Origin of the sequence: Escherichia sp. E4930 (assembly GCF_005845405.1) — a bacterium.
Lineage (GTDB): Bacteria > Pseudomonadota > Gammaproteobacteria > Enterobacterales > Enterobacteriaceae > Escherichia.
In genome coordinates, this window is record NZ_VCDZ01000029.1 from 1 (window position 1) to 17,321 (window position 17,321).

Annotated in this window: 18 protein-coding genes; 10 read left to right on the top strand and 8 right to left on the bottom strand. The window is 51.4% G+C overall.

What is annotated here, in order from left to right:
* Nucleotides 1-179: 179 nt before the first annotated feature.
* Both malF and malG read left to right on the top strand, forming a co-directional pair.
* Nucleotides 180-1,724, top strand: a complete 1,545-nt coding sequence (gene malF / locus FFT88_RS22010) for a maltose ABC transporter permease MalF (RefSeq protein ID WP_135405638.1) — start codon at nt 180-182, stop codon at nt 1,722-1,724.
* Nucleotides 1,725-1,738: 14 nt separating this feature from the next.
* Nucleotides 1,739-2,629: a maltose ABC transporter permease MalG gene (gene malG / locus FFT88_RS22015; RefSeq protein ID WP_001252058.1), complete on the top strand. Its 891-nt coding sequence runs from the start codon at nt 1,739-1,741 to the stop codon at nt 2,627-2,629.
* A gap of 94 nt (nt 2,630-2,723) precedes the next feature.
* Here the strand turns inward: malG and psiE are convergent, their stop codons facing one another.
* The gene (psiE, locus tag FFT88_RS22020; RefSeq protein WP_000202902.1) at nt 2,724-3,134 is read right to left on the bottom strand and encodes a phosphate-starvation-inducible protein PsiE; all 411 of its coding nucleotides are present in this window, start codon (nt 3,132-3,134) and stop codon (nt 2,724-2,726) included.
* 213 nt (nt 3,135-3,347) lie between these two features.
* On the opposite strand from psiE, the gene FFT88_RS22025 reads away from it, so the two are divergent.
* Nucleotides 3,348-3,626 (top strand): hypothetical protein, encoded by a 279-nt coding sequence (locus tag FFT88_RS22025; protein WP_024212568.1) that lies wholly within the window; start codon nt 3,348-3,350, stop codon nt 3,624-3,626.
* Between the two features lie 46 nt (nt 3,627-3,672).
* Here the strand turns inward: FFT88_RS22025 and FFT88_RS22030 are convergent, their stop codons facing one another.
* The 5 genes from FFT88_RS22030 to pgi form a co-directional block, all read right to left on the bottom strand.
* Nucleotides 3,673-5,769: a YjbH domain-containing protein gene (locus FFT88_RS22030; protein ID WP_135405637.1), complete on the bottom strand. Its 2,097-nt coding sequence runs from the start codon at nt 5,767-5,769 to the stop codon at nt 3,673-3,675.
* The gene (locus FFT88_RS22035) at nt 5,769-6,506 is read right to left on the bottom strand and encodes a capsule biosynthesis GfcC family protein (RefSeq protein ID WP_135405636.1); all 738 of its coding nucleotides are present in this window, start codon (nt 6,504-6,506) and stop codon (nt 5,769-5,771) included. Before FFT88_RS22035 ends, FFT88_RS22030 begins: the two co-directional genes overlap by 1 nt.
* Nucleotides 6,503-7,141 (bottom strand): YjbF family lipoprotein, encoded by a 639-nt coding sequence (locus FFT88_RS22040; RefSeq protein WP_135405635.1) that lies wholly within the window; start codon nt 7,139-7,141, stop codon nt 6,503-6,505. Before FFT88_RS22040 ends, FFT88_RS22035 begins: the two co-directional genes overlap by 4 nt.
* 63 nt (nt 7,142-7,204) lie before the next feature.
* A complete protein-coding gene (gene yjbE / locus FFT88_RS22045; protein ID WP_000757333.1) occupies nt 7,205-7,447 on the bottom strand; it encodes an exopolysaccharide production protein YjbE in 243 nt (80 codons plus the stop codon).
* A 354-nt stretch (nt 7,448-7,801) separates the two neighbouring features.
* Nucleotides 7,802-9,451, bottom strand: a complete 1,650-nt coding sequence (gene pgi, locus FFT88_RS22050; protein WP_130224365.1) for a glucose-6-phosphate isomerase — start codon at nt 9,449-9,451, stop codon at nt 7,802-7,804.
* A 293-nt stretch (nt 9,452-9,744) separates the two neighbouring features.
* Between pgi and lysC the strand changes: the two genes are divergently transcribed.
* Nucleotides 9,745-11,094 carry a lysine-sensitive aspartokinase 3 gene (gene lysC, locus FFT88_RS22055; RefSeq protein ID WP_130224367.1) on the top strand — a complete coding sequence of 450 codons (1,350 nt, stop codon included), beginning with the start codon at nt 9,745-9,747 and terminating at the stop codon, nt 11,092-11,094.
* Between the two features lie 37 nt (nt 11,095-11,131).
* On the opposite strand, the gene FFT88_RS22060 is transcribed toward lysC, so the two are convergent.
* Nucleotides 11,132-11,920, bottom strand: coding sequence for a nucleotidyltransferase domain-containing protein (locus FFT88_RS22060; protein WP_135405634.1), 789 nt, complete (start codon nt 11,918-11,920; stop codon nt 11,132-11,134).
* A gap of 303 nt (nt 11,921-12,223) precedes the next feature.
* Between FFT88_RS22060 and FFT88_RS22065 the strand changes: the two genes are divergently transcribed.
* Nucleotides 12,224-12,496, top strand: a complete 273-nt coding sequence (locus FFT88_RS22065) for a DUF3811 domain-containing protein (RefSeq protein ID WP_001207629.1) — start codon at nt 12,224-12,226, stop codon at nt 12,494-12,496.
* On the opposite strand, the gene rluF is transcribed toward FFT88_RS22065, so the two are convergent.
* Nucleotides 12,497-13,369 carry a 23S rRNA pseudouridine(2604) synthase RluF gene (gene rluF, locus FFT88_RS22070; protein ID WP_130218604.1) on the bottom strand — a complete coding sequence of 291 codons (873 nt, stop codon included), beginning with the start codon at nt 13,367-13,369 and terminating at the stop codon, nt 12,497-12,499.
* A gap of 348 nt (nt 13,370-13,717) precedes the next feature.
* On the opposite strand from rluF, the gene FFT88_RS22075 reads away from it, so the two are divergent.
* From FFT88_RS22075 to FFT88_RS22095, 5 genes are all read left to right on the top strand, one after another.
* Nucleotides 13,718-14,665, top strand: a complete 948-nt coding sequence (locus FFT88_RS22075; RefSeq protein ID WP_135405633.1) for a sugar-binding transcriptional regulator — start codon at nt 13,718-13,720, stop codon at nt 14,663-14,665.
* Between the two features lie 70 nt (nt 14,666-14,735).
* On the top strand, nt 14,736-15,542 hold the full coding sequence (locus FFT88_RS22080; protein ID WP_135405632.1) for an SDR family oxidoreductase: 807 nt from the start codon (nt 14,736-14,738) through the stop codon (nt 15,540-15,542).
* Nucleotides 15,543-15,551: 9 nt separating this feature from the next.
* The gene (locus FFT88_RS22085; RefSeq protein ID WP_135405631.1) at nt 15,552-15,959 is read left to right on the top strand and encodes a mannose/fructose/sorbose PTS transporter subunit IIA; all 408 of its coding nucleotides are present in this window, start codon (nt 15,552-15,554) and stop codon (nt 15,957-15,959) included.
* Nucleotides 15,959-16,453 carry a PTS system mannose/fructose/N-acetylgalactosamine-transporter subunit IIB gene (locus FFT88_RS22090; RefSeq protein ID WP_135405630.1) on the top strand — a complete coding sequence of 165 codons (495 nt, stop codon included), beginning with the start codon at nt 15,959-15,961 and terminating at the stop codon, nt 16,451-16,453. The genes FFT88_RS22085 and FFT88_RS22090 overlap by 1 nt, the downstream gene beginning before the upstream one ends.
* Nucleotides 16,454-16,518: 65 nt before the next feature.
* The gene (locus FFT88_RS22095; protein ID WP_061336292.1) at nt 16,519-17,316 is read left to right on the top strand and encodes a PTS mannose/fructose/sorbose transporter subunit IIC; all 798 of its coding nucleotides are present in this window, start codon (nt 16,519-16,521) and stop codon (nt 17,314-17,316) included.
* Nucleotides 17,317-17,321 lie beyond the last annotated feature (5 nt).

A 17,321-nucleotide genomic window follows, 5' to 3' on the forward strand; every position in this document is an offset into this window, starting at 1 on the left:
CTGATAAGACGCGTCAGCGTCGCATCAGGCAGTTGTTGCCGGATGCGGCGTAAACGCCTTATCCGGCCTACGAAGCCGAAACGTATGTAGGCCTGATAAGACGCGCCAGCGTCGCATCAGGCAGTTGTTGCCGGATGCGGCGTAAACGCCTTATCTGTCCTGGAATGAGGAAGAACCCCATGGATGTCATTAAAAAGAAACATTGGTGGCAAAGCGACGCGCTGAAATGGTCAGTGTTAGGTCTGCTCGGCCTGCTGGTGGGTTACCTTGTTGTTTTAATGTACGCACAAGGGGAATACCTGTTCGCCATTACCACGCTAATTTTGAGCTCAGCGGGGCTCTATATTTTCGCCAATCGTAAAGCCTACGCCTGGCGCTATGTCTACCCGGGAATGGCCGGGATGGGGCTATTCGTTCTCTTCCCTCTGGTCTGCACCATCGCCATCGCCTTCACCAACTACAGCAGCACCAACCAGCTTACCTTTGAACGCGCTCAGGAAGTTCTGTTGGACCGCGCCTGGCAGGCAGGGAAAACCTATAACTTTGGTCTTTATCCCGCGGGTGATGAGTGGCAACTGGCGCTCACCGACGGCGAAATCGGTAAAAATTATCTCTCAGACGCTTTCAAATTTGGCGGCGAGCAAAAACTGCAACTGAAAGAAACGGCCACGCAGCCTGAAGGCGAGCGCGCGAATCTGCGCGTGATTACCCAGAATCGTCAAGCCCTGAGCAACATTACCGCCATTCTGCCGGATGGCAACAAAGTGATGATGAGCTCCCTGCGCCAGTTCTCCGGCACTCAGCCGCTGTACACATTAGGCGATGACGGTACGCTGACCAATAACCAGAGTGGCATAAAATATCGTCCAAACGACCAGATTGGTTTTTACCAGTCCATCACTGCTGACGGCAACTGGGGTGACGATAAACTCAGTCCAGGCTATACCGTGACTACTGGCTGGAAAAACTTTACCCGCGTCTTCACCGACGAAGGTATTCAGAAACCGTTCCTCGCCATTTTCGTCTGGACCGTGGTGTTCTCACTTATCACCGTCTTTTTAACGGTGGCGGTCGGCATGGTTCTGGCGTGTCTGGTGCAGTGGGAAGCATTGCGCGGCAAAGCTGTCTATCGTGTCCTGCTTATTCTGCCCTACGCGGTGCCATCGTTCATTTCAATCTTGATTTTCAAAGGGTTGTTCAATCAGAGCTTTGGTGAAATCAACATGATGTTGAGCGCGCTGTTTGGTGTGAAGCCCGCCTGGTTCAGCGATCCAACCACCGCCAGAACGATGCTGATTATCGTCAACACCTGGCTGGGTTATCCATACATGATGATCCTCTGCATGGGCTTGCTGAAAGCGATTCCGGACGATCTGTATGAGGCCTCAGCGATGGATGGCGCAGGTCCGTTCCAGAACTTCTTCAAAATTACGCTACCGCTGCTGATCAAGCCGCTCACACCACTAATGATCGCCAGCTTTGCCTTTAACTTTAACAACTTCGTGCTGATTCAACTGTTAACCAACGGCGGCCCGGATCGTCTTGGCACGACCACGCCAGCCGGTTATACCGACCTGCTCGTTAACTACACCTACCGTATCGCCTTTGAAGGCGGCGGGGGTCAGGACTTCGGTCTGGCGGCGGCGATTGCCACGCTGATCTTCCTGCTGGTGGGTGCGCTGGCGATAGTGAACCTGAAAGCCACGCGAATGAAGTTTGATTAAGGGAGATAACAAAAATGGCAATGGTCCAACCGAAATCGCAAAAAGCACGTTTGTTTATTACTCACCTGCTACTCCTACTTTTTATCGCGGCGATTATGTTCCCGCTGCTGATGGTCGTCGCCATCTCGCTGCGCCAGGGGAACTTCGCGACCGGTAGCCTGATCCCGGAGCAAATCTCGTGGGATCACTGGAAACTGGCGTTAGGTTTTAGCGTTGAACAGGCGGATGGCCGCATTACGCCACCACCATTCCCGGTACTGCTGTGGCTGTGGAACTCGGTAAAGGTCGCCGGTATTTCCGCGATTGGTATTGTGGCGCTCTCCACCACCTGCGCCTACGCCTTCGCCCGTATGCGCTTCCCTGGCAAAGCGACGCTGCTGAAAGGGATGCTGATTTTCCAGATGTTCCCGGCAGTACTCTCACTGGTGGCGTTGTATGCGTTGTTTGATCGTCTGGGTGAATACATTCCGTTCATCGGCCTGAATACCCACGGTGGTGTGATTTTCGCATACCTGGGGGGGATTGCGCTGCACGTCTGGACGATTAAAGGCTATTTCGAAACCATCGACAGCTCGCTGGAAGAAGCGGCGGCGCTGGATGGTGCGACACCGTGGCAGGCTTTCCGCCTCGTCCTGTTGCCATTATCTGTACCGATTCTGGCGGTGGTGTTCATCCTGTCGTTTATCGCTGCCATTACCGAAGTTCCGGTCGCGTCGTTGTTACTGCGTGACGTGAACAGTTACACCCTGGCCGTGGGTATGCAGCAATACCTCAACCCGCAAAACTACCTGTGGGGCGACTTTGCTGCCGCTGCCGTGATGTCTGCATTACCAATCACCATCGTCTTCTTGCTGGCTCAGCGCTGGCTGGTTAACGGCCTGACGGCAGGTGGTGTGAAAGGTTAAAGATGTTGTTCTGCCAATGTTATGCCGCTAGACCCTCAACTTACGTTATCCTAACTTGTGACTGTTATTCGGCGCTCTTCGGAGCGCCTCTTTTTTACTCCCGCTTCAGCCGTTTCGAATTACATAACCACAGGGTGATCACCAGCAACAGGATCGCTGCCGAGTAGATCAACACATCCAGCGGCGATTTATGATCGACGATGATCAAGCGCACAATGGCGGTGATCCCGATATAGACAAAGTAACGTAGCGGGAAGTGAAAACCGGACTGAAAGTACTTCACAATCAGCGCGATAAATTCGAAATAGAGAAAATAAACCACCAGCCCTTCTACCAGCTCATATTTGCTGGTTTGTTCTGGCGCGAACAGCACATCAGCCAGATGCACCGTTTCTTTGCCGAGGAAGACAACCAAAATCAGGCCGAGGCACAACAGGCCAAGATTGAGTACGGTCTGCAAAATGGTGGAGATAAACTCCACGCGCGGACGAGAGAGTGACGTCATAGCAGTACCTCCTTCACAGTGGCGAGCTTCCTGTATAACGTAAAAATGTGACGGAGATCTATATTTTTTGTGTATGTTTTGTTCAGCTCGATTAAGTGGGCATCTCCCATCAACGTCGCATCTGGCAAAACACATAGCCCAAAAAATCACCCATTCAGGTGATTCCCAGCCACCAGCAATGCGCGAAAAATCGACAATGTTCCTCTGGAACAAATGAAACGTAACCTGATAAAGGTGGTAAAAATGAAGCCTTATTTTGCTGCTTTGTTGTTATCAGTCTCTGTTCTTCCTGCTTATGCTGGTCCGCTCGGTACTGCTGATAAAGCCGACCTACCGCAAAGCAATGTCTCCAGCCCAATGATGGCCCAGTCGCTCAGGCAACCAGACCTGCAACCGATATCGACGGACAGGAAGACAGAATGTTTTCGCCTTTACACACCAGATCGCAAACCGGGGGTGAACTGCGTTCCTGATGGCTCAACAGGCCATTAAGAATGAAGGTGCCAGTGAGTGCGAAAACTGGCACCTTTCCGATGACTTAGCGGAAATTGACGCTACGGTCGCTAGTCATGTCATACAACTGGAACTTACGCCCAAGTTGCTGACCACCGTCACGCGTCAGCGGCGTCCAGCCAATCGCCGCACGGCTGCGTGTCGGGCCAGACGAGAAGAGATCCAGCGGTACAGAGACATACACACCTTTGGTGAAGTCCCCTTCGCCGTACTCCTCTTTCGAAACGTTGGTGATCGTGGCATAGCCACCCACCACCACGCCGCTGTCAAAGCGTTTGGCTATTTCCAGCGTGCCGCCTTTATCCCCTGCCAGATACTGCCCGACGCTCGCTTTCACTAACACATCCTGAGCAAAAGATGGCGTCCAGTATGCGGTCAGATGTCCGGTTTTCACGCTGTAGTCGGTGAATTTCATCATATCTTTTGCGCTACGCCAGTCGCGCTGTTTAACGTAGTTGGCATCCAGACCAAACGCCCAGTTGCTGTCCAGCGGGCGATACAACACTTCTGCCCCCGCACCGCCAAACATGGTTTCGAGATAACCTCCGTAGACCTGACCGTAGAAGCCGTTGCCCAGATGCTGGAAGTAGTTGGCTTGCAGGTTATTCACATAGACATCGTTCTGCACATACTCGCGCACACGGGTACGAACGCGCGGTAAGTGTGAGTCCTGCGGTGGATTGGTGTAGTTAAACTTGTCGTAGTTGTTAGCCAGGTTAGCAAACAGGCTGCCGGTGGTCAGCAGATGGTCCGTCAGCCACAAATCTGCCGTTCCCATCACGCCCAGCTGATACATGTAAAAGTTTTCCGGGCCACCGACCGACTGGTTCAGCACCGGATCGATATGGAAATCAAAACGCGATTTGTCGATATACCAACCCTGCTCGGTGGACTTCGGAACCACTGGCTCGACGCGTTTTTGCGCCAGCTTCGTTTCATGGCCCAACGGCTCTCCGGCGAGATGATTTTTCAGACTGGCGACATCGGTTTCCGTCGTCACCTGCGGCATGTTAAGGCGATTCTCCGTAATGCGGATCGTTTTGATCCCATCCGGCAGATCGTTCATCACGATCCGATTAGCACGGATGATCCCTTCACGCGAATCACGATATTTCACCTGCTCGCCGGTGACATACAGCGTATCGCCTTTCGCCTGGATCTGCGGATCGGCAAGTCCGGCGTTGTATTTCAACAGCGTTAACTGATTCGCCACCACCGAATGCTGCAAAATGGCATCCTGTGGCTGCGGTTGATATTGCGGGCGGGCGTTATCGTTGTACGAAGGACGTAGATCGTTAAAGTTGGTGCGCAGCGTGACGCCAAACATAAAGGTGTTACCACGTTCATAGCTAAGGTTAACGTCGGCCCAATCGGTAACGCGATAAATCGCACCGACGTTAAACTTACTTTTTTGCTCCAGCTTCCCGGCAAAATCCTGCTGATAATTATTGCCTTCATACTCCAGTTTCAGGCGCAGCGGTTGCCAGGGCGTCTGGTATTCCACGCCGCCAAACAGTGAGGCAGGACCGTGGAACATCTGGCTACCGTCGATAGATCCCGCCTGTTTGTAGCTGTTATCGCGATAGCAATATTTATCACTGGCTGAACAGAGCGGATTTTTCACATTACCGCTGGTGCCCAGATATCCCCAGCCCAGGCCGAGCGTAAAATCGAACGGCCCCCAGGCTTTGCTGGCAACAAGATATTCTGCATCGAACAGCCCCGTACCGCCGATATCCCGCGCACCAACCGCCACTTGCGGCAGCCAATAACTCTCTTCCCACAAACGCAGTTTGAGATCGAAGGCTTTATCTTTATACGTTTGATCGCCAGAGAACGCTTCGACGCTGCTGTACTGCCGGGTGCGCACGTCGGTGTAGCGCAGCGTTGTTTCCAGCCACGGGAAGAGTTGCACTGAAGCTGAGTAATAACGGTACTGATCGTTATCGCGATAGTTCAGGCTCAACTCCCCTTCCCGCGCCATGCGTGCGGTGGGCGTTTGTAATAATCCTACGCCACCGAAATCCGACTGCGACGGACCAATGGGCGCAGGATATGTTTCGCCGTAGCAAGCCATGCTAATGCCCAGCGCCAGTAAGCTAAGCAGATGTCTTTTTTTCATTATTGGGGTATCCGCTGCGTCAGAGTCTGAAGAATGTCGGCGTTAAGAACATCAGGTGTCTCACTCCAGACGGAGTCTGCGAGGCCAACATAAATAATGCTGCCGGGCATCGGCTCTACGTGACGCTTGTTCCAGTAAGCCACCGGCGCTTTTTGCGTGCGTCCGTCCGGGTAAACCACCCACGCGTAGCTGCGATCCGCACCGCTGAGCAGGCTCTGGTCAGAGAGATAGCTCGCCACGTCGCGACCGGGAGTGAATGGCTGCTTGCCAGGACGGCTGATAAGCCCGAACAACGTGACCGTTGACGGCGGCGGTCCGACCCACAGTGTGTAGTTGCCCTGCAACGGCGGGTTACCGCGTTCGGCAACGCGGACGATATCGGGATCAAGATTGATTTTTTGTCTGCCCGTCACCTTCAACGCCTGAATTTGCTGGCGTAAGGCGTTAATCGCAGCGGCATCGTCGGCGCTGGAATCTGCGCCCTGTTCTGCCAGCCGTGTCAGCAACGCCTGCTGCTGACGCAATGCTGCCGCCGTTGCCAGCTCTTCGCTAATCACCGCACCAGGCCACCAGCTGTTTGCCAGCCGCGGTTGGCCTACCAGATCGATTAAATGCTCTGCGCCCGTTAGCGTTTTGGCCTCACTGCTGCCATTGCTGAACACCTTGACGGTTCCTGCCGCGAAGACCGATGACGCTCCCACACTCAAAAGCAACGCGACAATAGTTTGTTTAATCATTGTTTTGCCGCCTTGATGAGAGTGGTTTTCACCGGGAAATAATCCGCGCCGAGATACTGTTCCGACTGGCGAATTTGCCCTTCGCTGTCGATCCAATAGCGGTTATGCCAGCGCGCCTGGTCGGTGGAGACTTCTTCGTCCAGCACGCGAACCGGGGTTTCATCGCTGCCGACTTTGACGGTATCGGTGCCATCCCATTTGAAGACTGAGCGTGCGGTGGCGTAGCGTACCTGCTGGTACTCGGTCCAGCCCATCGTGCGAGTCCAGGTTGCGCCATCAACAATTTGTGCGGGTTTAATCAGCGGGTCAGTGGCAAGGTTATTCACTTCAATCAGGTTGTCGCCGCCAAGCAAAGTCTTCACCAGACGACCATGTTGTGTGACGAGAGTGGCCTGATCCTGAGTGACCCATTTTTGTTGTCCGTCTTCAGCGAAGGCCAGCACCACAAATAACTGCGGCCCGCCATTAAGCTGCATGTACTGGCTGGCGTAGGGCATATTTTGAATATCATCGTCCGTCAGCTGTACGCCTGGCGTACCGAACAGACTGTCCCACAGTGAATTACCCAGCTCTTTAGTCGTGGATGAACAGGCCTGTAATAACAGGCAGATAAGAATGAGTGCAGGTCGCTTCACGACTCTTCTCCAGAGGGGCAGAATAACCACACCGGAGTGTGGTTATGGTTAAAAGTACCGTTATTACTGGGTACTGGTGGTTGTGGTTGTTGTGGTCCCGGTATTAGAACCATCACCGCCACCGGTTGCCGCGAGCGCGACACCCACCGCCGAGCTTACGGTGCTGACGCTGGTCGCGGAGGAACTCCCCGCCGAAACCGACGTTGCTGCCGACCCTGCCGCTTCGCCCACCTGTACAGGTGCAGCCCACGCAGAAGTCGCCGCAAGCGCAGATATGGCAAAAATGCCATACAGAACTTTTTTCATAACAATTTCCCTTCATTGAATGAATGGAGATTTACCCAAAAACATTTCGGGCGGGATCGAGTATACACAACTAAAGCATGCGAATTACGGCGCGGGTAATTAGTGAAGGAGTTTTAGGATAATTGGAGTGAATATCAAATACAAGCTTTAACTTATATATAAATAAGATTAAAAATCATGAAGTTAAAATACAACAAAAAGTAATTAATCTGCGTATTTTCCGAAATTATTGCAGGCTAAAAATCTATTTTAGGATTAACCTCACGGTATGATTTTCGTTAAATCTCCGACAAGGGGATTTATCTGATAAAAAAATGCCGACATAACGTCGGCATTGTTATTAAGGTTTTTAAATTAACCGCGCCACGCTTTATAGCGGTTAATCAGACCATTGGTCGAGCTATCGTGGCTGCTGATTTCTTTATCATCTTTCAACTCTGGCAGAATACGGTTCGCCAGTTGTTTACCCAGCTCCACGCCCCACTGGTCGAAGGTGAAGATGTTCAGGATCACGCCCTGAGTAAAGATTTTGTGCTCATACAGCGCAATCAACGCACCCAGGCTGAACGGAGTGATTTCACGCAGCAGGATGGAGTTGGTCGGGCGGTTACCTTCGAACACTTTAAACGGCACCACGTAGTCAAGCGTTGCCGGATCTTTACCCTGATCGCGATATTCCTGCTCAACCACTTCGCGGGATTTACCAAACGCCAGCGCTTCGGTCTGAGCGAAGAAGTTAGACAGCAGTTTCTGGTGATGATCAGAGAGCGGGTTATGGGTGATAGCCGGAGCGATGAAATCGCACGGCACCATTTTGGTTCCCTGGTGGATCAGCTGGTAGAACGCGTGCTGACCGTTCGTGCCAGGTTCACCCCAGATAATCGGGCCAGTCTGGTAATCCACGACGTTACCGTTACGGTCAACATACTTACCGTTGGACTCCATATTGCCCTGCTGGAAGTACGCCGCGAAACGGTGCATATACTGGTCATATGGCAGAATCGCTTCAGTTTCCGCGCCAAAGAAATTGTTGTACCAGATGCCAATCAGCGCCAGCAGTACAGGTAGGTTTTTCTCGGCAGGCGTGGTGGAGAAATGCTTGTCCATTGCGTGCGCGCCGGAAAGCAGCTCAACGAAGTTATCAAAGCCGATGGAGAGAACAATCGACAGGCCAATCGCTGACCACAAAGAGTAACGGCCGCCAACCCAGTCCCAGAACTCGAACATGTTGGCAGTATCAATACCAAACTCGCTAACCGCTTTGCCATTGGTGGAGAGCGCCGCAAAGTGTTTCGCAACGTGTTTTTCATCACCTGCCGCTTTCAGGAACCAGTCACGCGCGCTATGGGCGTTGGTCATGGTTTCCTGAGTAGTGAAGGTTTTAGATGCTACCAGGAACAGCGTGGTTTCCGGGTTTACTTTTTTCAGCACTTCCGCGATGTGAGTCCCATCAACGTTAGAAACAAAGTGCATGTTCAGGTGGTTTTTGTAAGGGCGCAGCGCTTCAGTCACCATGTACGGACCAAGGTCAGAACCGCCGATCCCAATATTCACCACGTCGGTGATGGCTTTGCCGGTATAGCCTTTCCACTCACCAGAAATAATCGCTTCCGAGAAGGTTTTCATCTTCTCCAGCACCGCGTTGACTTCCGGCATAACATCTTTGCCATCAACCAAAATCGGCGTATTGCTACGGTTACGCAGCGCTACGTGCAGCACGGCGCGGTTTTCGGTGCGGTTGATCTTCTCGCCAGAGAACATCGACTTAATCGCGCCCGCCAGATCGCACTCTTTCGCCAGATCCTGTAATTTCGCCAGCGTTTCTTCGGTGATGCGGTTTTTGGAGTAATCCACCAGCATCTGATCGTCGAAGGTTGCGGAGAACTTAGAAAAACGATCGCCGTCTTTAGCAAAAAGATCGGCGATCGTAACGTCTTTCATTTCATCGAAGTGTTTCTGTAGTGCCTGCCAGGCCGCGGTCTGCGTTGGATTGATGTTTTTCATTAGCAATACTCTTCTGATATTGAGAATTGTGACTGTGGAAGATTGTAGCGCCAGTCACAGAAAAATGTGATGGTTTTAGTGCCGTTAGCTCAGCTAACCACTGAAGAGGATAAAAAGTATAGACGTTATAAGCACAATTTCTGACCACGCCCGCTGCATGAATAATCCGCATAATCCCGGCGTTGACACACTCCCCTACACCTTTTATTTATAAATACGGTCTGCGCCTGCACCGGTTTCTGTTTTGCCTTTGTGCCAAGGTCGCTTCTTTCATTCCCTGACACGAGGTTGTTATGCCCGATATTGTTGTCTCCAAATTTGGTGGTACTAGCGTGGCTGATTTCGACGCCATGAACCGCAGCGCCGACATTGTGCTTTCTGATGTGAATGTGCGTTTAGTCGTGCTTTCTGCTTCTGCGGGCATTACCAATCTGTTGGTTGCACTGGCTGAAGGTCTGGAACCGGTTGAGCGTTTCGAAAAACTCGATGCCATTCGCAATATTCAGTTCGCCATTCTGGAGCGCCTGCGTTACCCGAACGTCATCCGTGAAGAGATTGAACGTTTGCTGGAGAACATTACCGTTCTGGCCGAAGCTGCTGCACTGGCAACCTCTCCAGCGCTAACTGATGAACTGGTCAGCCACGGCGAACTGATGTCTACCCTACTGTTTGTGGAGATTCTGCGTGAGCGCAATGTTCAGGCCCAGTGGTTTGATGTGCGTAAAGTGATGCGCACAAACGATCGCTTTGGCCGCGCGGAGCCAGATATTGCTGCGCTGGCGGAACTGTCTGCGCTGCAACTAACCCCACGTCTCAGCGAAGGTTTAGTCATCACCCAGGGCTTTATTGGCAGTGAAAGTAAAGGGCGAACCACAACGCTTGGTCGCGGCGGTAGTGACTACACGGCGGCACTATTGGCAGAAGCGTTAAACGCTGCTCGCGTCGATATCTGGACAGATGTGCCGGGGATTTATACTACCGACCCGCGCGTCGTGCCTGATGCCAAACGAATTGATGAAATCGCCTTTGAAGAAGCAGCTGAAATGGCAACCTTTGGTGCCAAAGTACTTCATCCGGCAACCTTACTGCCTGCAGTTCGCAGCGATATCCCGGTGTTTGTCGGTTCAAGCAAAGATCCGCGTGCTGGTGGTACTTTGGTGTGTAATAAAACCGAGAATCCGCCGTTGTTTCGTGCGCTGGCTCTGCGGCGCAAACAAACGCTATTAACCCTGCATAGCCTGAATATGCTGCATTCTCGCGGCTTCCTCGCGGAGGTTTTCGGCATTCTCGCACGGCATAATATTTCAGTGGATTTAATTACTACGTCAGAAGTGAGCGTGGCGTTAACCCTCGACACTACCGGTTCAACGTCAACTGGCGATACATTGCTGACACAATCGCTGCTGATGGAGCTTTCAGCCCTGTGCCGGGTAGAAGTGGAAGAAGGGCTGGCGCTGGTGGCTCTGATTGGTAACGACCTGTCAAAAGCCTGTGGTGTTGGCAAAGAGGTGTTTGGCGTACTTGAACCGTTCAACATTCGCATGATTTGCTACGGCGCTTCCAGTCATAACCTGTGCTTCCTGGTGCCTGGCGAAGATGCGGAACAGGTGGTGCAGAAACTGCATAGTAATTTGTTTGAGTAAAAACAGTGCGGCCCGGATGATACTTGCCGGGCCGAATTTATTCTCCCATCACTGTCGCCATCAACAACCTATCCAGCTCCCTGGTATCACCATCCCTACTATCCGGTAACACAGGCGGAATTTCCCCACGCGCCAGTTCCGCATGGATAAACGCATGTAGCAATGGACGGCGTGGGCCATATTCCGCTTCACCCGCACGCTGTTTACGTTCCAGTAATTCATCTATTTCTGCGCGTAAGGCCGCATCCAACTCACTTCCCGCCAGCAATTCGGAAAAACGCATTGGCGGTACGCCTTTTCCCGCTTCAACCCAGCGCACGGCCAGCAGCGGACGCAGCACGTAAAAGTATTTTTTCAGTCGAACTTCATCGCCCTGCAAATAGCCGCGGAAGTTTTTCTGCGCCATCGAATAGTAATGCCAACGCGCACGCAGCGGAGAAAACCACGTTGGGACCATTGCCTTAAGCGCCGTTATCGGCTCTTCATCTTGCTGATAGACCACCGGTGAATCCAGCCATTCAATTAGCGTCGGGTTCGCACCTTTCAGCAATCCCAGCGCTTTGCGCCATTCCCAACCGGAAACATCAAGTTCGTCGTCGATGGGCAGTTCGATAACATCGCGCGGTGACTCTACCCGCAGATACCATTCCAGCGGATGGACATACAAAAACCGCACATCGTAATCGCTGTCGGGCGAAGCAAATCCCCAGCCGCGACTCCCCGATTCGCAGGCGTATAGTACTTTCACGCCATAGCGACGTTCAATTTCCTTTAACTGCTGCGATACCCGTTCGCGCATCGCAGCACTGACTCCATTTAATGGCATTTGACTCATCCTTTGATATTAACTAACCCGTACCAGACCACTGAAAACAGAGATGTTATCAATGAGATAGCGTTATTGCGAGAAACAGGCCAGAAGTAAAATTACAACTTTAACGTATTGAATAACAAAGAATTAATTAAATTTTATAAGTTAGCGGTCATTTATTTTCGTTAAATTTTTATCTGTATTTATCGCCAATTATCTAAGCAGATAAAAATAAAGAGAAGGCAAATGAATCTTATCAGTTCTGCTTGCAAATAAATTCCCGTACACTGAACTATCCGATTAACTGAGGGCACCATCATGGCACTCCCCCGTATTACTCAAAAAGAGATGACTGAGCGTGAACAGCGCGAACTGAAGACGCTGCTGGATCGCGCGCGTATTGCACATGGTCGCGTGCTGACCAACGCCGAAACCAACAGCATTAAGAAAGAGTACATCGATAAATTAATGGTTGAGCGTGAGGCTGAAGCGAAAAAAGCCCGCCAGTTGAAGAAAAAGCAGGCTTATAAACCGGATCCTGAAGCGTCATTCAGTTGGTCGGCAAATACGTCGACGCGCGGCAAACGCTGATTAACGACCTTTTTTCTTCCGCCCCGGCGAGGCGAAACGCTTGCCGTTTGATGCCGGGCGGCCACCTTTCTCCGCCGTTTTTTCTACCTTCACCACCGGGCGTTTGATGCCTGCCGTTTTCGGTTTGGCCTTCGCTTTGGGCTTCGCCTCGGAAGAGGAATTTTCAATGAGCTTAAAGAGATCGATAAGCTCATCGTCGGTTAAATCGCGCCATTCTCCCAGCGGAATGCCGCTTAAGCTGACGTTCATAATGCGCGTACGTTCCAGCTTTTTCACTTCGTAGCCAAAGTGCTCGCACATGCGACGGATCTGACGGTTCAGCCCCTGCACCAGCGTAATGCGAAAGACAAACGGCGCTTCTTTTTTGACTTTGCACTTTTTAGTCACCGTCCCGAGGATTGGCACTCCCGCACTCATGCCGCGAATAAACTCCTCGGTAATCGGTTTATCGACCGTCACCAGATATTCTTTCTCATGATCGTTACCCGCGCGGAGGATCTTATTCACCAGATCGCCGTGGTTGGTGAGGAAAATCAGCCCCTGGGAATCTTTATCCAGGCGACCAATCGGGAACACGCGTTTGCTGTGGTTAACGAAATCGACAATGTTATCGCGCTCGCCATCTTCGGTGGTGCTGACAATACCGACGGGCTTGTTCAGGGCGATAAGTACCAAATCTTCGGCTTCCCGAGGCTCAATCAACTGACCGTTTACTTTCACAACGTCGCCGGGTTTCACCTGATCGCCAATGGTGGCACGCTTGCCATTAAGGAACACATTGCCTTGCTCGATATAGCGATCCGCTTCGCGGCGTGAGCAAATTCCGCTTTCGCTGATGTATTTATTTAAACGGACTGATGAGTCGGGCAGCATAAATTCTCCTGTAAAACGCGGAATATACCGTACCTCTTAGCGGGGAAAAACAGGGTTATGCGGCAACGTCGAAATTAAATGTGATCTGCCGCGCCTTTTATCACAAAAGTGTCACCAGAAGCCCGATGCAAATTTGCCTGGCGAAAACCAGGATAATCAACCTATTACGAATCTCTGCACACTTGTGCTGATGACTGCTACGCAGAGAAACAAATGTGCAAGATAAAGCGCCATTTCAGTCCAAACAAAGAGTGAAAAATCGCTTTTAAAGGTCACCATGATGGAGTTATATCAGATCAAGCGGTTAAAAAGCATATTTGCACAAATGTGCAAAATCAGGAGGCGGCGATGGAAAACAGTGACGATATCCGTTTGATTGTGAAGATTGCCCAACTCTATTACGAACAGGACATGACGCAGGCGCAAATCGCCCGCGAACTGGGTATTTATCGGACCACCATCAGCCGCTTACTTAAACGGGGCCGCGAACAGGGAATTGTCACCATCGCCATCAACTATGACTACAACGAAAACCTCTGGCTGGAGCAGCAACTGAAGCAAAAGTTTGGTCTGAAAGAAGCTGTGGTGGTATCAGGGCGCGATGAAGAGGAAGACGCTCAGTTGGCGGTAATGGGGTTACACGGCGCGCAATTGTTAGATCGTTTGCTGGAACCTGGTGATATTGTTGGTTTTTCCTGGGGCCGCGCAGTGAGCGCACTGGTTGAAAACTTGCCGCAGGCGGGGCAATCGCGGCAGTTAATTTGCGTGCCGATTATTGGCGGCCCGTCCGGTAAACTCGAAAGCCGCTATCACGTAAACACATTAACCTACAGCGCGGCGGCAAAGCTGAAAGGGGAATCGCAGCTCGCGGATTTTCCAGCTCTGCTGGATAACCCCTTAATCCGTAATGGGATAATGCAGTCTCAGCACTTTAAAACCATCTCAGCCTACTGGGATAATCTGGATGTCGCCCTGGTGGGGATTGGCTCACCGGCTATTCGCGATGGCGCCAACTGGCATGCATTTTATGGCGGCGAAGAGAGTGACGACCTGAATGCCCGTCAGGTAGCCGGTGATATATGCTCACGCTTTTTTGATATTCACGGCGCAATGGTCGAAACGAATATGAGCGAGAAAACACTCTCTATCGAAATGAATAAACTAAAGCAGGCACGTTATTCCATTGGTATTGCTATAGGTGAAGAGAAATATAGCGGAATTATTGGCGCACTGCGTGGGCAATATATTAATTGTCTGGTAACGAATAGCAACACAGCTGAACTATTACTGAAATAAAAATCTGCCCGACTTTTACCGTAATGAAAAATTACGGCGGGCCTCTATTACCTAAAACCAGGAGTCTGTTATGCCAAATTGGTTAAATTTGCAGGATAAAATCATTATTGTCACCGGTGGCGCATCCGGTATTGGTCTGGCGATTGTGGATGAATTATTAGCACAAGGCGCGAATGTTCAGATGGTCGATATTCACGGTGGCGATGGTCAATATGAAAGTCATAAAGGTTATCAGTTCTGGCCGACCGATATTTCCAGCGCCAAAGAGGTAAATCATACGGTAGCGGAAATTATCCAGCGTTTTGGTCGCATCGACGGTCTGGTCAATAACGCCGGGGTCAATTTCCCGCGTCTGCTGGTCGATGAGAAAGCGCCTGCCGGGCAGTATGAACTCAACGAAGCTGCATTCGAAAAAATGGTCAATATCAACCAGAAAGGCGTTTTTCTGATGTCGCAGGCGGTGGCGCGGCAGATGGTAAAACAACACGATGGCGTGATTGTGAATGTTTCCTCGGAAAGCGGTCTGGAAGGCTCAGAAGGCCAAAGCTGTTACGCCGCCACCAAAGCCGCACTCAATAGCTTCACGCGCTCCTGGTCGAAAGAATTGGGTAAACACGGTATCCGTGTGGTCGGTATCGCGCCGGGGATTCTGGAAAAAACCGGGCTGCGCACGCCGGAATATGAAGAGGCGCTGGCGTGGACGCGCAATATCACCGTCGAACAGCTGCGTGAAGGCTATACCAAAAACGCCATTCCTATTGGGCGCGCCGGAAAATTAGCAGAAGTCGCTGATTTTGTTAGTTATCTTCTGTCTGAACGCGCCAGCTATATCACCGGAGTAACCACTAACATTGCGGGCGGAAAAACGCGCGGCTAAGGAGGCTTTATGGTCAATGCCATTTTTTGCGCCCACGGCAAATTAGCCTGCGCCATGCTGGAATCGGTTCAGATGGTGTACGGCGACGCCAGGGTCGAGGCAGTTGAATTTGTGCCCGGCGAGAACGCCGGAGACATTGTGGCAAAGCTGGAAAAGTTAGTGAGCATTCACAATCATGACGAGTGGCTAATCGCCGTGGATTTACAGTGCGGCAGCCCGTGGAATGCGGCAGCGATGCTTGCGATGCGCAATCCTCGTCTGCGGGTAATCAGCGGCCTTTCTCTGCCACTCGCGCTCGAACTGGTCGATAACCAGGACAGCATGAACGTTGATGAACTGTGTGAACACCTGACGCAAATCGCAAAGCAAACCTGCGTTGTCTGGAAACAACTGGCAACGGCAGAGGAGGATTTCTGATGAACATTACGCTCGCCCGCATTGATGACCGCCTAATCCACGGCCAGGTCACTACCGTCTGGTCGAAAGTGGCTAACGCCCAGCGCATTATTATCTGCAATGACGAGGTGTATAACGATGAAGTTCGCCGGACATTATTGCGTCAGGCCGCCCCGCCGGGAATGAAAGTTAACGTGGTCAATATTGAAAAAGCCGTCGCGGTGTATCACAACCCGCAATATCAGGACGAAACCGTTTTTTATCTTTTCACTCGCCCACAGGATGCCTTAGCGATGGTTCGCCAGGGGGTAAAAATAGGTACCCTGAATATTGGCGGCATGGCCTGGCGTCCTGGTAAAAAACAGTTAACCAAAGCGGTTTCATTAGATGACGATGATATTAACGCATTTCATGAGTTAAATAATCTTGGCATCACACTGGATTTACGCGTTGTAGCGTCAGATCCTTCAATCAATATTATCGACAAAATAAAAGAACAGTTAGTCGCAAATTAAATAATAGCGCCTGTGTACATATGCTTTAACAGGCAGGGATGACGACACTTAAAAGGTGACAAATCATGGAAATAAGTACCCTACAAATCATTGCCATATTTCTTTTTTCCTGTATTGCCGGAATGGGCAGCGTGCTGGATGAATTTCAGACTCATCGCCCGTTAATTGCCTGTACGGTGATTGGTTTAATTCTCGGTGATTTAAAAACCGGAATTATGCTCGGTGGTACGCTGGAATTGATAGCTCTCGGCTGGATGAACGTCGGCGCGGCGCAATCTCCGGATTCTGCACTCGCCAGCATAATCTCCGCCATTCTGGTTATCGTTGGTCAGCAAAGCATCGCCACCGGTATCGCCATCGCGTTGCCTGTGGCTGCGGCAGGCCAGGTGCTGACGGTGTTTGCCCGCACCATCACCGTTGTGTTCCAGCACGCGGCGGATAAAGCAGCGGAAGAAGCGCGGTTTCGCACTCTCGATATTCTGCATGTCTCCGCGCTTGGCGTGCAGGCACTGCGCGTTGCGATTCCGGCACTGATTGTCTCGCTGTTCGTCAGCGCCGATATGGTGAGCAATATGCTGAGCGCCATTCCCGAATTTGTGACCCGTGGACTGCAGATTGCTGGCGGTTTTATCGTGGTGGTCGGTTACGCCATGGTGCTTCGCATGATGGGAGTGAAATATTTGATGCCTTTCTTTTTCCTCGGTTTCCTCGCAGGTGGCTACCTCGATCTCAGTCTGCTGGCGTTCGGTGGCGTCGGCGTAATCATGGCCCTGCTCTACATCCAGTTAAATCCACAGTGGCGTAAAGCTGAACCACATCCCCAGGCCACCACTATCACCGCCCTTGACCAACTTGATGATTAACGGAG

Bases quoted from the DNA above. Each gene is read 5' to 3' on its own strand.
- FFT88_RS22080 (WP_135405632.1), top strand. From the start codon at position 14,736: ATGCCAAATTGGTTAAATTTGCAGGATAAAATCATTATTGTCACCGGT.
- yjbE (WP_000757333.1), bottom strand. From the start codon at position 7,447: ATGAAAAAAGTTCTGTATGGCATTTTTGCCATATCTGCGCTTGCGGCG.
- malG (WP_001252058.1), top strand. From the start codon at position 1,739: ATGGCAATGGTCCAACCGAAATCGCAAAAAGCACGTTTGTTTATTACT.
- lysC (WP_130224367.1), top strand. From the start codon at position 9,745: ATGCCCGATATTGTTGTCTCCAAATTTGGTGGTACTAGCGTGGCTGAT.
- FFT88_RS22075 (WP_135405633.1), top strand. From the start codon at position 13,718: ATGGAAAACAGTGACGATATCCGTTTGATTGTGAAGATTGCCCAACTC.
- FFT88_RS22025 (WP_024212568.1), top strand. From the start codon at position 3,348: ATGAAACGTAACCTGATAAAGGTGGTAAAAATGAAGCCTTATTTTGCT.
- FFT88_RS22030 (WP_135405637.1), bottom strand. From the start codon at position 5,769: ATGAAAAAAAGACATCTGCTTAGCTTACTGGCGCTGGGCATTAGCATG.
- rluF (WP_130218604.1), bottom strand. From the start codon at position 13,369: ATGCTGCCCGACTCATCAGTCCGTTTAAATAAATACATCAGCGAAAGC.
- FFT88_RS22035 (WP_135405636.1), bottom strand. From the start codon at position 6,506: ATGATTAAACAAACTATTGTCGCGTTGCTTTTGAGTGTGGGAGCGTCA.
- psiE (WP_000202902.1), bottom strand. From the start codon at position 3,134: ATGACGTCACTCTCTCGTCCGCGCGTGGAGTTTATCTCCACCATTTTG.
- FFT88_RS22060 (WP_135405634.1), bottom strand. From the start codon at position 11,920: ATGCCATTAAATGGAGTCAGTGCTGCGATGCGCGAACGGGTATCGCAG.
- FFT88_RS22065 (WP_001207629.1), top strand. From the start codon at position 12,224: ATGGCACTCCCCCGTATTACTCAAAAAGAGATGACTGAGCGTGAACAG.
- FFT88_RS22090 (WP_135405630.1), top strand. From the start codon at position 15,959: ATGAACATTACGCTCGCCCGCATTGATGACCGCCTAATCCACGGCCAG.
- pgi (WP_130224365.1), bottom strand. From the start codon at position 9,451: ATGAAAAACATCAATCCAACGCAGACCGCGGCCTGGCAGGCACTACAG.
- FFT88_RS22095 (WP_061336292.1), top strand. From the start codon at position 16,519: ATGGAAATAAGTACCCTACAAATCATTGCCATATTTCTTTTTTCCTGT.
- malF (WP_135405638.1), top strand. From the start codon at position 180: ATGGATGTCATTAAAAAGAAACATTGGTGGCAAAGCGACGCGCTGAAA.
- FFT88_RS22085 (WP_135405631.1), top strand. From the start codon at position 15,552: ATGGTCAATGCCATTTTTTGCGCCCACGGCAAATTAGCCTGCGCCATG.